The sequence below is a fragment of the Saccharomonospora sp. NB11 genome, from assembly GCF_015910535.1.
Classification (GTDB): Bacteria; Actinomycetota; Actinomycetes; order Mycobacteriales; family Pseudonocardiaceae; genus Saccharomonospora.
In genome coordinates this window covers 290,514-302,961 of record NZ_JACBJG010000007.1, presented here as the reverse complement: position 1 = coordinate 302,961, position 12,448 = coordinate 290,514, and the positions used below count along the sequence as shown (strand labels likewise).

Here is a 12,448-nt window from a genome sequence, read left to right as displayed (position 1 = left end):
ACGAAGCGACAGATATGAATGAGGGAAGGCGTTAGCGAGCTCGGATGGACGGACAGAGTCAGGGTCACATACGCGGATAGTTATTCCCAAGTATGGTAACGACTTTCGCGAGTTTTTTTTTTACGTTGCCCTCGACGTCGGTCATGACGATATGACCGAACTGCAGCTCCCCTGCCGGGTCGTGCCGCCGAAGCCGGGTGGCCCCGAGGGCGACGAGGCGTTCCGCCTCCGCCTCCAGCACCGCCATCCGCTCGCCGCCACGCAGCCCGGGCGCCGCACGCACGTCGAGGTGCACCCGGTTCTTCACCTGCTTGCCCTCCGGCACTTTCTGGAAGAGCAGGCGCGGCCCCACGCCGTCCGGGTCGACGATGGCCGAGAGGTCGTTGCGGTGCTCCGGCGGCACTCCCATGGCGTCGAGGGCCTCGTCCCACGAGGCGAACCCCGCCGGCGGGTCCATCAGCCGATAGCCGAGCACCTCGGCCCAGAACGCCGCCGTCGCGGCCGGATCGGCGCAGTCGAAGGTCACCTGGAACTCACGAGCCATGTCATGTCGCCTTTCACCGGAGGTTCGTGGTGTGGTGCAGGTCCCGCGTGGGGCCTACCCCGGATAACCTCGCGCAAATAGCGGACAGGTTCTGTCCGCGATCTCTGCCACGATGGACTGGTGACCGGAACGACGGAACGGGTGCTGCGACTGTTGGCACTGCTCCAGCACAGGCCCTCCTGGACCGCCGCCGCACTGGCAAGGGAGCTCGGGGTCACCGACCGTTCCGTGCGACGCGACATCGAGCGTCTTCGCGAACTCGGCTATCCCGTGCACGCGACGACGGGCGTCGGCGGCGGTTACCGACTCGGCGCGGGCACCCGACTGCCACCGCTGCTCCTCGACGACGAGGAGGCGATCGCGACGGCCGTGTCGCTGCGGTTGGCCACGGGCGGCACCGTCCGAGGGGCGAGCGAAGCCGCACTGCGGGCGCTCGCGAAACTCGACCAGGTGATGCCCGCGCGCCTGCGCGCGGAGCTCCGCGCGGTGCACGGCGCCACCGACACGCTCGTCGGCCCGGGTGTCGAGATTCCCCCCGAGGTACTGATGACGCTCGCCAGAGCCTGCCGCGACACCGTGCGGGTGCGGTTCACCTACACCGGCCGCGGTGCCCCCGACAGCGAGCGCACCGTGGAGCCGGTGCGGCTGGTCGCCACCGCCCGCCGCTGGTACCTGATGGCCTGGGACGTCGACCGCGACGACTGGCGCACGTTCCGGCTCGACCGGATGCGCGACGTCGTGACCACAACCTGGCAGTTCCGGCCCAGAGAGCATCCGGATCCACTCGCGTACGTGCAGCGCTCCGTGACCGCGTCCCCGTACCGCCACGTCGCACGCGTGCGGGTGCACGCGACACCGGATCAGGTGCGGGCGCTGGTCCCACCCCAGGTGGGCCGGGTCGAGGACGACCGCGACGGCTGGTGCGTACTCGTCACCGGCGCCGACGACCTCGACTGGCTCGCCCTGCACGTCGCGCGGCTGGGTTTCGAGGCGCGCGTGCTGGAACCTCCGGAATTGCGCCGGGCCGTCGAACGCCTCGCCCACCGGCTCACGGCGATGGCAAGCGCACCTCGGGAAGAGTCCTAGAACAGCACCGTCGCGTACCGGCCGACCTGCCGGAAGCCCACCCTGCGGTACACGGCCAGCGCGGGCGCGTTGAACGAGTTGACGTACAGACTCGCCACCCGACCGAATCCGCGCACGAGCTGGTCGGCCACGGCGGCGGTGCCCGCCGCGCCGAGACCACGGCCGCGATGCCGGGGGTGCACCCACACCCCCTGGATCTGGCCGACACTGCCCGACATCGCGCCGATCTCGGCCTTGAACACGACCTCGCCTCGCTCGAAACGCGCGAACGCCCGACCCGCGGCGATCAACTCGGTGACCCGCGCCCGGTACCCCGCTCCCCCGTCGCCGAGCCTCGGGTCGACGCCGACCTCCTCGCGGAACATCGCGACGGCGGCCGGGAAGTACACGTCGAGTTCGTCGGGCCGCACGGCACGCACCTCGGGATCGGGAGTCACCGAAGGAGCGTCGTCGAGCGCCATGAGGGGCTGGTCGGGACGGACCTCGCGCGCGGGCCCCCACTCGCCCATCAGCTCGTCCCACAGGGCCAACACCTGTTCGGCCGGGCCGACCAGGGACGAGCACGCGCGTGGCTTCCGCAACGCACGGTCGGCGAACGACCGCATCGCGGCCGCGTTCCCCCGTAGCGGGATCAGATTGGGACCGGCGAAGCACAGTCCTTGCAGGCCGCCCAGTCGCCGACGACCGTCGGCGCCCCACAGTTCGCCGCCCAGCCGCCACGGGTCGAGACCGGCGAGTTCGACCCGCGCCGCGACCATGCACGTGCCCACCGGGTCCGCCGCCAACAGCGCGCGAACCGCCGGGTAATCCCTGTCATCGAGCAGCCTCGCACCGGCCAGCCGCAACACAACGACAAGATTGCCAGATCAGCGCGCTCCGTGGGGACCGCCGAACGGCGTCCACACGGGAACGATCAGAACTCGTCCGTCTGCAGCACCAGGTCGAACGGCACTTCCACGGTGATCTTCTCTCCGAAGGGCACGCGGCACGCCCGCCGGTAGACCCCCTCACGGGGTTCCGTGAACGCGGTGACGGTCGGCCCCTCGGGATCGTGCGGGTCGATCAGCAGGTACCACGCGATGCCGCCGTGCGCGTACGCCCACTTCTTCCGGGTCCGGTCGTGGTTCGCGTTGCCTGCGGACGTGATCTCGACCGTGAGCTGCACATGTTCCGCCGGGACCGGCTCGGCCCCGTGGGGCACGTGCTCCCGCTGGACGACACAGAGATCCGGTATGTAGATGCCGCCGACCACGGGCACGCTGACGGCGAGCGTCTGGAAGACGTCACCACCAGCAGGCACGCTGGGTGACAACTGCCTGTGCACGAGGGCAGCGATCAGGTTGTGTTGTCCCCCAGGGGGTGGCGACATCCGGATCCCCTCGATCGTCACCTCGGGCCGCCACCCCTCCGGCACCTCCAGTTCTCGCCAGGTGCGCAAAAGATCGTCCCAGTCCAACGGCGTGTCGACGACGGCAGCGCTCATCGGTGGCCTCCCGCTCACTCAGACCTCCAATGTAGCACGCTAGCTACGTCGCTTACCGTGAGACGTGACCTCGTCAGCTCACCGTGACGACCGGCTGACCGCTGCCCTCGGTGTGACCGCTCTCCTCGGCGATGCGCATGGCCTCGGTGATGAGGGTCTCCACGATCTGGTGCTCGGGCACGGTCTTGATGACCTCGCCCTTCACGAAGATCTGCCCCTTGCCGTTACCGGACGCCACGCCCAGGTCGGCCTCCCTGGCCTCGCCCGGTCCGTTCACCACGCACCCCATGACGGCGACGCGCAGCGGCACCTCCAGCCCGTCCAGCCCCGCGGTGACCTCGTCGGCCAGCTTGTACACGTCCACCTGCGCACGCCCGCACGACGGGCACGACACGATCTCCAGCTTGCGGGGGCGGAGGTTCAGCGACTGCAGAATCTGCGTGCCGACCTTCACCTCCTCCACGGGCGGAGCCGACAGCGACACCCGGATGGTGTCGCCGATGCCCTGCCGCAGCAGCGCACCGAAGGCCACGGCCGACTTGATCGTGCCCTGGAACGCGGGACCGGCCTCGGTGACGCCGAGGTGCAGCGGGTAGTCGCACTGCTCGGCGAGGATCTCGTAGGCCCGCACCATCACGACCGGGTCGTTGTGCTTGACCGAGATCTTCAGGTCGTGGAAGTCGTGCTCGGCGAACAGCGACGCCTCCCACAACGCCGACTCGGCCAGCGCCTCCGGGGTGGCCTTGCCGTACTTCTTCATCAGCCGCGGGTCGAGCGACCCGGCGTTGACCCCGATACGGATCGGCGTGCCGTGGTCCTTGGCGGCCTGCGCGATCTCCTTGACCTTGTCGTCGAACTTCTTGATGTTGCCCGGGTTCACCCGCACCGCGGCGCACCCGGCCTCGATGGCGGCGAAGACGTACTTCGGCTGGAAGTGGATGTCGGCGATCACCGGGATCTTCGACTTCGCGGCGATCGCGGGAAGGGCCTCCGCGTCGTCCGCGCTCGGGCAAGCCACCCGCACGATGTCGCAGCCCGCCGCCGTCAGCTCCGCGATCTGCTGCAACGTGGCGTTGACGTCCGCCGTGACCGTGGTGGTCATGGACTGCACCGAGATCGGGTGCTCACTTCCGACGCCGACGGCCCCGACCTGAAGCTGTCGGGTCTTGCGGCGTTCGGCAAGAACGGGAGGAGGGGTGACGGGCAAACCCAGGTCGACGGTCATCGATTCCTCTGCATTGTCGCTGACTGCGTGCTGCGCCGAAGGCATCACCGGTTTGGCCGGATGCCGTTATCCACGATACGTGAGCGTCCGAACTCGGCTGCCCGGACGCCACTACGGTTGGATGAGCCTGATCGGGTTGACGATGTCGGCGGTCACGGTGAGTAGCACGATGGCACCACCGATGACGATCACGACGCTGGTCACCGCGTTGAGCTTCGTGTAGTCGACGGGACCGCCCGCCTCCTTGCCGCGTCGCTTGCGGATCCAGTCGCGCACCCGCTCGTACCAGGTGACCGCGATGTGCCCACCGTCGAGCGGCAGCAGCGGCAGCAGGTTGAAGATGCCGACGAAGAAGTTCAGGCTCGCCAGCAGGAGGAGGAACACCTCCCACAGGCCCTGCTCCACGGCCTCGCCGCCGATCCGGCTCGCGCCGACCACGCTGACGGGCGTCTCCGGGTCGCGTTCGCCACCGAAGATGGCCTCCACGACGGCCGGGATCTTCTCCGGGAACTCCAGCAGCCGCTGCCAGGTCTGCACGAGCAGCTCGCCGGTGAACGCGGTCGAGCCTCCGAACGCGTCGACCGGCCCGTACGGCAGCATCAATTCCTGCGACGCCCCGATGGCGCCCACCTGCTCCGTGCCGCCCTCGGTCGTGGGGCGGGTCACCTTGGCGACGTCCACCGTGAGGGTGAGCGCCTCGCCGTCACGCAGCACCCGGAACTCGGTCGGTCCCTCGGAGCGCTGCACCGCCGCCAGCAGGTCCTGCCAGGTGTCGGTAGGAGTGCCGTCGATCGCCACGACCTCGTCGCCGGGCTGCACACCCGCCGTCTTGGCCGGAGCCGGATCAGCGGGCCCACATGTCGGGTCGTTCCACTCCTGCGCCGTGGTGGCGCTGCGGACGCAGTCCGACACCTCCTTGATCACCGGCTTGTCGGAGATGTTGGGCAGGCCCATCGAGATGGCCATGAAGTAGAGGACGATGAACCCGAGCACGAAATGCGTGAACGACCCGGCGGCCAGCACCACGGTGCGCTTCCAGGTCTTGAACCGCCACATCGCGCGGGGCGCCTCGTCGGGCGTGACCTCGTCGAGCGCGGTCATCCCGGCGATGTCGCAGAACCCGCCCAGCGGAATCCACTTGAGTCCGTACTCGGTCTCGCCCCGCTTGAACGAGAAGACCGTCGGCCCGAAGCCCACGAAGTAACGGCGCACCTTCATGCCGAACGACTTGGCGGCCACCATGTGACCGGCCTCGTGCAGCGCGACGGAGACGCAGATGCCGAGCGCGAAGAGCGCGACCCCCAGGATGTAGACGAGCACGCGCTACTTCCCTCCCGACATGATCGTGGCCGCACGGTCGCGCGCCCATTCTTCCGCAGCGAGGACGTCGGCCAGGTCACGGGGCGGGCGGCGCCACTCGTCAGCGGCGTCGACGACCTGAGACACAGTGTCCACGATGTCCGTGAAGCCGGTGTTGTGCGCGAGGAATTCACCGACGAGCCGCTCGTTGGCGGCGTTGAACACGGCAGGCAGGCAGCCGCCCACCGATCCGACGTGCCGGGCCAGCTCCACCGCGGGGAACGCCGTGTCGTCCACCGGCTCGAACGTCCACGCCGTGGCCTCGTCCCAGCGGCACGGCGGAACGGCGGCAGGCACCCGGTCGGGCCAGTGCAGCGCGAGCGCGATCGGCAGCCGCATGTCGGGCGGGCTGGCCTGCGCGAGCGTCGAACCGTCGACGAACGTCACCATGGAGTGCACCACCGACTGCGGGTGCACCACGACGTCGATGCGCTCGCAGGGGATGTCGAAGAGCAGGTGTGCCTCGATGAGTTCGAGTCCCTTGTTCACCATCGTGGCGGAGTTGATGGTGACGAGCTGCCCCATCGCCCATGTCGGGTGCGCGAGCGCGTCCTCGACCGTGACGGAGGCCATCTCCGCCCGCGTACGACCCCGGAACGGGCCGCCGGACGCGGTCAGGACCAGGCGGTCCACCTCCTCGGCACGGCCACCTCGGAGTGCCTGCGCGAGCGCCGAGTGCTCGGAGTCCACGGGCACGATCTGACCGGGCCGGGCCGCCGCGCGCACCAACGGACCACCGGCGATGAGCGATTCCTTGTTGGCCAACGCGAGCGTCGCGCCGGTCTTGAGCGCCCGCAGCGTCGGCCCCAGTCCCTGGGAGCCGGGCATGCCGTTCAGAACGACGTCGGCGGGGACGGCGTCGATGAGCTCCTCGACCGCGTCCGGACCCGCGAAGACGCGCGGCAGCCGGAACTCACCACGGGCGTATCCGCGCTGCTGCGCCTCGGCGTAGAGGGCGAGCTGCAGATCCTCCGCCGCCGTGGCACGCGTGATCGCCACCGCCTCGACTCCGTGCTCGATCACCTGCGCGGCCAGCGCACGCGGGTCCGAACCACCCGCCGCCAGGCCGACCACCCGGAACAACTCGGGGTTGCGCCCCGTCACGTCGAGGGCCTGTGTGCCGATCGAGCCGGTGGAACCCAGCACCAGCACGGTCCGGGGAGAACTCGTGGTGACCGTCATGGTGACCATTGTCGCGGACGTCCCCTGCGCTCTCGGCGGGAGGCATGTGCGATTATCGAGCCACACGAAGTCGCGCCGAGCGGGCTCGAGTAGAGGAGTGATCGTGGCAGGCAAGGCCGTCGAGAAGCGCACCGGTACCGAGGTCGATCCGCGGGACGAGCCGTCGGCCGAGTGGGGCTGGCACGGCTCCTTCCCCAAGGCCGCACGCGCCGGCGCCGTGGTCGCCGCCGCGATCATGTTCCTGATGCTGATCGGCAACCACCAGAACCGCACCGAGGACGTCGTCCTGATCGTGACCGGTGTCGGTCTGCTGCTGGGCGTGCTGTGGGACGTGCGCCGCAGCCGCACCGCCTGGCGTCGCTGACCCTCGGGCCGGACTTCGGCTCGACCTGGTTTCCCGACCCCGCTGTCGCCCGCGATCGTCGCGGGCACAGCGGGGTTTTCGCGTCGGGGCTCTCGTCGAGCCCGGTCACTCAGCCCTCGGCGGCGAGCTGACCGCAGGCGGCGGCGATCTCCTGCCCCCGCGTGTCGCGCACGGTGCACGCCACGCCGCCCGCGTTCACCCGGCGGACGAACTCCCGCTCGACCGGCTTCGGGCTCGCGTCCCACCTGCTGCCCGGGGTCGGGTTCAGCGGGATGACGTTGACGTGGACGAGGTGACCGAGGTGCTCCCGCAGGCGCTTCGCCAACAGGTCGGCCCGCCACGGCTGGTCGTTGATGTCCCGGATGAGCGCGTACTCGATCGACACCCGGCGCCCGGTCCGGTCGGCGTAGTAGCGGGCGGCCCGCAACACCTCGTCGACGGACCACCGGTTGTTCACGGGGACCAGTTCGTCCCGCAGCTCGTCGTCCGGCGTGTGCAGCGACACCGCCAACCGCACCTGGAGCCCCTCGTCGGCGAGCTTGCGGATCGCGGGCGCGAGACCCACGGTCGACACCGTCACCGAACGCTGCGAGATACCCAGCCCCGCGGGCGCCGGGTCGGTGATGCGCCGCACGGCCGCGAGCACCCGCTTGTAGTTGGCCAGCGGTTCGCCCATGCCCATGAAGACGATGTTCGACAACCGTCCGGGCGCCGGGGTGCCGTCGGGGCCCGGCATGAGACCGTCCCGCATCACCGCGGCGGCGGAACGCACCTGGTCGACGATCTCGGCGGTCGACAGGTTCCGGGTCAGGCCACCCTGTCCGGTGGCGCAGAAGGGACACGCCATGCCACAGCCCGCCTGGCTGGAGATGCACAGCGTCGCGCGGTCCGGGTAGCGCATCAGCACGCTCTCCACGAGCGTGCCGTCGTGCGCGCGCCACAGCGTCTTCCGCGTGTTGCCCCCGTCGCAGTCGACGACCCGCACCTGCGTCAGCAGCGAGGGCATCAACTCGTCGACCAGTCGCTGCCGGGACGCCGCAGGGATGTCGGTCATCACCTCCGGGTCCGCCGTGAGACGCGAGAAGTAGTGATGCGACAGCTGCTTCGCGCGGAAGGGCTTCTCCCCGAGCGCGGCGACCGCCTCGGCGCGTTCGGCCACGGTCAGGTCGGCGAGGTGGCGCCGGGGCAGACCACGGCGGGGGGCGTCGAAAACGAGGGGCAATGCAGTCATGGCCCTGTCAGTGTCCCATGCCCGGCCAGCGGCTCCGACGCCCGGAGGAGTCCCGTCGGCTTGTGCCGCACGAGCACCCGATAGCCCACGGGCAGCTCCCACGGCCCGGTCCGTCCCCGGTTGAGACGCAGGGTGTCGACCACCGCACGCGAGGCCACCGTCGGGCTGAACTCGATGCGCAGCACCGCCTCCAACAACTGCCGGTCGGGAAACACCCACCGCGTCGTGATCCTGCGGCACGTGAAGCCCTGGTCGGCGAAGAAGGCGTCCACCTCCGCGGCCCGGTACCGGGGAAGGTCGGCCAGCATCCAGTCGCCGTAAGGAGCGACCCCGGTGTCGAGATCCACGATCGCGAGCGTGCCGCCGGGCCGCAGCACCCGATCGGCCTCGCGCAGGCCGGGCTCACAGCCCGGACCGAAGAAGTACGCCGTTCTCGCGTGCACGACGTCGACGGAGTCGTCCGGCAACGGCAACGACTGCGCGGTCCCGCGCAGCACCGACACCGACGACGTCCCCGCCACCCGCTCGCGAGCCCGACGCACCAGCGGCGGGTGCGGTTCCACGCCCACGACCGAGCGGGCCGTGGTCGCGAACCTCGGCAGATGGAACCCCGCTCCGCACCCGACGTCCACGACGTCGGCGTCGGTCCAGGACGCCACGGCGGCGAGGTAGCTCCAAATTTCGTCGTCGACGTCCTGTACCTGGTTCTCCCGCTCGTAGACGTCGGCGTGGTACCAGATGTTCGGACTCGGCACGACCTCCGCACGGCGGCCGAAGAATCTCACGGCTTCAGCGTAAACCTCCGCCGCCGGGCATAAGATGATCTCGGGCCTGTCTGGAGGTGGCGCGATGTTCCTACCCGCAGCCGACGCCGTGTGGAGCTCCACCCCGGGGACGCCGTGCTGGATCGACCTGGCCGTGCCCGACACCACCACGGCATGCGAGTTCTACGGTCCGCTCCTCGGCTGGGACTTTCACGTCAAACGCGACCCGGTCGGCGCCGACGGCCGCTATGTCCTCGCGCTCCGAGGCGACGTGCAGGTCGCGGGCCTCTACACCGCCGCCGAGGGTGACTCGCTCAGCTGGTCGCTGCACCTCCGCGTCGCCGGTGCGGCGAACACGGCGGAGTGGGTCGACCACCTCGGCGGGTCTGTCCTGCGCGGGCCGCTCGACGTCCCGGGACGGGGCACACTGCTCCACGCCCTCGACCCGAGTGGCGCGCCCGTCGTGTTCTGGGAGACGCCGCCGAACTGGTTCTTCGGCACACACCTACCCGGCATGTTCACCGGCGCCGACCTCAACACCGTCGACGGGGCCGCGGCCGACGAGTTCTACAGCAGGCTGTTCGGCTACTCGGTCGAGCACATCGGCGAGGACGGGATCGACTACGCGGTCTGGCGCATCGGCCACGAGATCGTGCTGCACCGCTGTGTGCTCGACAGCTCTCAGCCCCAGCGCGCCGCGATCACTCCCCCGACCGCGCGGACCGACCTGGCGTCGCCTCACTGGCTCGTGTACTTCGAAGCCGACCCGGCGGTGGGCACCGACGCGCTCACCTACACCGCGATCGAACTCGGCGGCGGGATGCTCGTCGAACCCCACGACACGCCGTTCGGCCGCACCGCCCTGCTTCTCGACCCACACGGGTCACCGTTCGCGGTGATCGACCATTCCCGGACCGTCGACCTCGGAGCGGGACGTGCCGAGGTCGACGATCCGTACGACGACTGAGCCGCCTCACACGGGAACGAAGGCGCTCAGCAACAGCCACGACACGACGGCCGACGGCAACAGCGAGTCCAACCGGTCCATCAACCCGCCGTGTCCGGGCAGCGTGTTGCCCATGTCCTTGATGCCCAGGTCGCGCTTGATGAGCGACTCCATCAGGTCCCCGACCGTCGCGGTCACCACGATCGCGGCACCGAACAGCACACCCTGCCACGCCTGCCCGTCGAGGAGCAGGACAACGGCCAGGGCACCACCGGTGATGCCCGCGGTGAGCGAGCCGGCGAACCCTTCCCAGGTCTTCTTCGGACTGATCCGGGGCGCCATCGGGTGCTTGCCGCGAAGCACCCCCGCCACGTAGCCGCCGGTGTCGCACGCGACGACCACGATCATGAACGACAGCACACGCCCGACCCCGTCCTCCGGCGGCACGAGCATCGCGGCGAAAGACGCGAACAGCGGCAGGTAGGCCGCCGCGAACACGGACGCGCTCACGTCACGCAGGTAGCCGTCCGCCCCCGACGGCAGCCGCCACAGCAGACAGGCGAGCACGGTGACGACGAACGCCGTCAACGCGCCCTCCTGACCGTACGGCCAGGCCAGCCAGATCATCGCCTGCCCGCCCACGAGGACGGGCACCAGCGAGATTCGGACGTTCGCGGCTCGGCGGAACGCGCCCGCCAACTCGATCGTGCCGACCACGATCGCCGCCGCGATGACACCGATGAACAGATAGCGGACCGTGAACAAGGAGCCCAGGATCGCCGCGCCCAGCGCGACCCCGACGCCGATGGCGGCAGGGAGGTCCCGTCCGGCCCTGGACGGCTTCCTGCCCGGTTGCTTCGACCTGTCGGGTTCGGCCGCGCTCTCGCGTTCCCCCTGGTGGTCGCTCACTGTAGTCATCAGACCTCGAGGAGCTCGGCTTCCTTGTTCTTGACGAGCTCCTCGACCTGCTGGACGTAACGGTCCGTCAGGTTCTGCAGCTCCTTCTCGGCCCGGGCGACCTCGTCCTCACCGGCCTCGCCGTCCTTGGCGATGCGGTCGAGTTCCTCCTTGGCCTTCCGGCGCACACTGCGGATGGAGATGCGGGCTTCCTCGCCCTTGCCCTTGGCGACCTTCACCATCTCGCGGCGGCGCTCCTCCGTCAGCTGTGGAATGACCACACGAATGAGATTGCCGTCGTTGGTGGGGTTCACACCGAGGTCGGAGTCACGGATCGCCTTTTCGATGGTGGCGAGCTGCGACGCGTCGTACGGCTTGACGACGGCCATCCGCGCCTCGGGGATGTTGATGCTCGCGAGCTGGTTGAGGGGCGTGGGAGCACCGTAGTACTCGACGACGATGCGCGAGAACATCGCGGGAGTCGCCCTGCCGGTGCGCACCGACGCCAGGTCCTCCTTGGCGAAGGAGACCGCTTTCTCCATCTTTTCTTCGGCATCGAAGAGGGTCTCGTCGATCACGGCTACTCCATGTGTGTCGGTGTACTGACCAATGTGCCGATCCTCTCACCACTCACCGCGCGAGCGATGTTGCCCTCGGTGAGAAGGTTGAAGACGATGATCGGCATGTTGTTGTCCATGCACAGGCTGAAGGCCGTTGCATCGGCGACCTTGAGTCCCTGCTCCAGCACCTCGCGGTGGCTGATCTCGTCGAACAGCTTCGCCCCGGGGTCGACACGGGGATCGGCGGTGTAGACGCCGTCGACGGCCTTGGCCATCAGCACCACGTCGCACCCGATCTCGAGAGCCCGCTGCGCCGCTGCGGTGTCGGTCGAGAAGTACGGCATACCCGTTCCCGCGCCGAAGATGACGACGCGACCCTTCTCCAGATGACGCTCGGCGCGACGCGGAATGTAGGGCTCCGCGACCTGGCCCATCGTGATCGCCGTCTGCACTCGGGTGGGCACACCCTCCTTCTCCAGGAAGTCCTGGAGGGCCAGGGAGTTCATCACCGTGCCCAGCATGGCCATGTAGTCGGCCCGATCCCGGTCGAGGCCACGCTGCGACAGCTCCGCGCCTCGGAAGAAGTTGCCGCCACCGATGACCACGGCCACCTGGGCGCCGTTGCGCACGACGTCGGCGATCTGTACCGCCACCGAGTGCACCACGTCAGGATCGACACCGACGGAGCCACCGCCGAACATCTCGCCGCCCAATTTCAGCAGTACACGTCGGTAACCGCGCCCCGACCCGGCGCTACCGTCCTCGTTCATCTCGCCTCCGCCCGCTGTCGTGCTCGTGTGCCGCCGC

The 12,448-nt window shown here is 69.4% G+C and carries 14 protein-coding genes; 3 read left to right on the top strand and 11 right to left on the bottom strand.

The genetic code is table 11. From position 1 onward, the window contains the following. Window positions 1–64 precede the first annotated feature (64 nt). Window positions 65–544: a VOC family protein gene (locus JAV51_RS13415; protein WP_197321029.1), complete on the bottom strand. Its 480-nt coding sequence runs from the start codon at window positions 542–544 to the stop codon at window positions 65–67. A gap of 120 nt (window positions 545–664) precedes the next feature. Between JAV51_RS13415 and JAV51_RS13410 the strand changes: the two genes are divergently transcribed. Then, window positions 665–1,630: a YafY family protein gene (locus JAV51_RS13410; RefSeq protein WP_197321028.1), complete on the top strand. Its 966-nt coding sequence runs from the start codon at window positions 665–667 to the stop codon at window positions 1,628–1,630. Here JAV51_RS13410 and JAV51_RS13405 read toward each other — a convergent pair. The 5 genes from JAV51_RS13405 to dxr all read right to left on the bottom strand — a co-directional run bounded on the left by JAV51_RS13405 (window position 1,627) and on the right by dxr (window position 6,888). Continuing rightward, complete coding sequence (locus JAV51_RS13405; protein ID WP_197321027.1) at window positions 1,627–2,478, bottom strand: GNAT family N-acetyltransferase; 852 nt, start codon at window positions 2,476–2,478, stop codon at window positions 1,627–1,629. The two genes, JAV51_RS13410 and JAV51_RS13405, sit on opposite strands and share 4 nt — an antisense overlap. Window positions 2,479–2,543: 65 nt before the next feature. Beyond that, window positions 2,544–3,113: a Uma2 family endonuclease gene (locus JAV51_RS13400; protein WP_197321026.1), complete on the bottom strand. Its 570-nt coding sequence runs from the start codon at window positions 3,111–3,113 to the stop codon at window positions 2,544–2,546. A 73-nt stretch (window positions 3,114–3,186) separates the two neighbouring features. Further along, window positions 3,187–4,338, bottom strand: coding sequence for a flavodoxin-dependent (E)-4-hydroxy-3-methylbut-2-enyl-diphosphate synthase (gene ispG / locus JAV51_RS13395; RefSeq protein ID WP_197321025.1), 1,152 nt, complete (start codon window positions 4,336–4,338; stop codon window positions 3,187–3,189). A gap of 111 nt (window positions 4,339–4,449) precedes the next feature. Further along, a complete protein-coding gene (locus JAV51_RS13390) occupies window positions 4,450–5,658 on the bottom strand; it encodes an RIP metalloprotease (RefSeq protein ID WP_197321024.1) in 1,209 nt (402 codons plus the stop codon). Between the two features lie 3 nt (window positions 5,659–5,661). Continuing rightward, complete coding sequence (gene dxr, locus JAV51_RS13385; RefSeq protein ID WP_197321023.1) at window positions 5,662–6,888, bottom strand: 1-deoxy-D-xylulose-5-phosphate reductoisomerase; 1,227 nt, start codon at window positions 6,886–6,888, stop codon at window positions 5,662–5,664. A 94-nt stretch (window positions 6,889–6,982) separates the two neighbouring features. On the opposite strand from dxr, the gene JAV51_RS13380 reads away from it, so the two are divergent. Continuing rightward, window positions 6,983–7,243 carry a DUF2631 domain-containing protein gene (locus JAV51_RS13380; RefSeq protein ID WP_197321022.1) on the top strand — a complete coding sequence of 87 codons (261 nt, stop codon included), beginning with the start codon at window positions 6,983–6,985 and terminating at the stop codon, window positions 7,241–7,243. A gap of 109 nt (window positions 7,244–7,352) precedes the next feature. On the opposite strand, the gene rlmN is transcribed toward JAV51_RS13380, so the two are convergent. Both rlmN and JAV51_RS13370 read right to left on the bottom strand, forming a co-directional pair. Further along, complete coding sequence (gene rlmN / locus JAV51_RS13375) at window positions 7,353–8,474, bottom strand: 23S rRNA (adenine(2503)-C(2))-methyltransferase RlmN (protein WP_197321021.1); 1,122 nt, start codon at window positions 8,472–8,474, stop codon at window positions 7,353–7,355. Next, window positions 8,471–9,259 (bottom strand): methyltransferase domain-containing protein, encoded by a 789-nt coding sequence (locus tag JAV51_RS13370; RefSeq protein WP_197321020.1) that lies wholly within the window; start codon window positions 9,257–9,259, stop codon window positions 8,471–8,473. The genes rlmN and JAV51_RS13370 overlap by 4 nt, the downstream gene beginning before the upstream one ends. Before the next feature lie 64 nt (window positions 9,260–9,323). Here JAV51_RS13370 and JAV51_RS13365 point away from each other — a divergent pair, with 64 nt between their 5' ends. Beyond that, entirely contained in the window at window positions 9,324–10,205 is an 882-nt protein-coding gene (locus tag JAV51_RS13365) for a VOC family protein (protein ID WP_197321019.1), read from the top strand. Window positions 10,206–10,211: 6 nt separating this feature from the next. Here the strand turns inward: JAV51_RS13365 and JAV51_RS13360 are convergent, their stop codons facing one another. Genes JAV51_RS13360 through pyrH form a run of 3 tightly spaced genes read right to left on the bottom strand, consistent with a single transcriptional unit; the run spans window position 10,212 to window position 12,411 of the window. Then, window positions 10,212–11,102 carry a phosphatidate cytidylyltransferase gene (locus tag JAV51_RS13360; protein ID WP_197321018.1) on the bottom strand — a complete coding sequence of 297 codons (891 nt, stop codon included), beginning with the start codon at window positions 11,100–11,102 and terminating at the stop codon, window positions 10,212–10,214. Beyond that, window positions 11,102–11,659, bottom strand: coding sequence for a ribosome recycling factor (frr, locus tag JAV51_RS13355; RefSeq protein ID WP_197321017.1), 558 nt, complete (start codon window positions 11,657–11,659; stop codon window positions 11,102–11,104). Before frr ends, JAV51_RS13360 begins: the two co-directional genes overlap by 1 nt. Window positions 11,660–11,661: 2 nt before the next feature. Beyond that, window positions 11,662–12,411, bottom strand: a complete 750-nt coding sequence (gene pyrH / locus JAV51_RS13350) for a UMP kinase (RefSeq protein ID WP_197321016.1) — start codon at window positions 12,409–12,411, stop codon at window positions 11,662–11,664. Window positions 12,412–12,448 lie beyond the last annotated feature (37 nt).

Excerpts from the sequence above, each read along its gene's own strand:
- JAV51_RS13415 (WP_197321029.1), bottom strand. The coding sequence starts at position 544 with ATGGCTCGTGAGTTCCAGGTGACCTTCGACTGCGCCGATCCGGCCGCG.
- JAV51_RS13400 (WP_197321026.1), bottom strand. The coding sequence starts at position 3,113 with ATGAGCGCTGCCGTCGTCGACACGCCGTTGGACTGGGACGATCTTTTG.
- ispG (WP_197321025.1), bottom strand. The coding sequence starts at position 4,338 with ATGACCGTCGACCTGGGTTTGCCCGTCACCCCTCCTCCCGTTCTTGCC.
- dxr (WP_197321023.1), bottom strand. The coding sequence starts at position 6,888 with ATGGTCACCATGACGGTCACCACGAGTTCTCCCCGGACCGTGCTGGTG.
- rlmN (WP_197321021.1), bottom strand. The coding sequence starts at position 8,474 with ATGACTGCATTGCCCCTCGTTTTCGACGCCCCCCGCCGTGGTCTGCCC.
- JAV51_RS13365 (WP_197321019.1), top strand. The coding sequence starts at position 9,324 with ATGTTCCTACCCGCAGCCGACGCCGTGTGGAGCTCCACCCCGGGGACG.
- JAV51_RS13360 (WP_197321018.1), bottom strand. The coding sequence starts at position 11,102 with ATGACTACAGTGAGCGACCACCAGGGGGAACGCGAGAGCGCGGCCGAA.
- pyrH (WP_197321016.1), bottom strand. The coding sequence starts at position 12,411 with ATGAACGAGGACGGTAGCGCCGGGTCGGGGCGCGGTTACCGACGTGTA.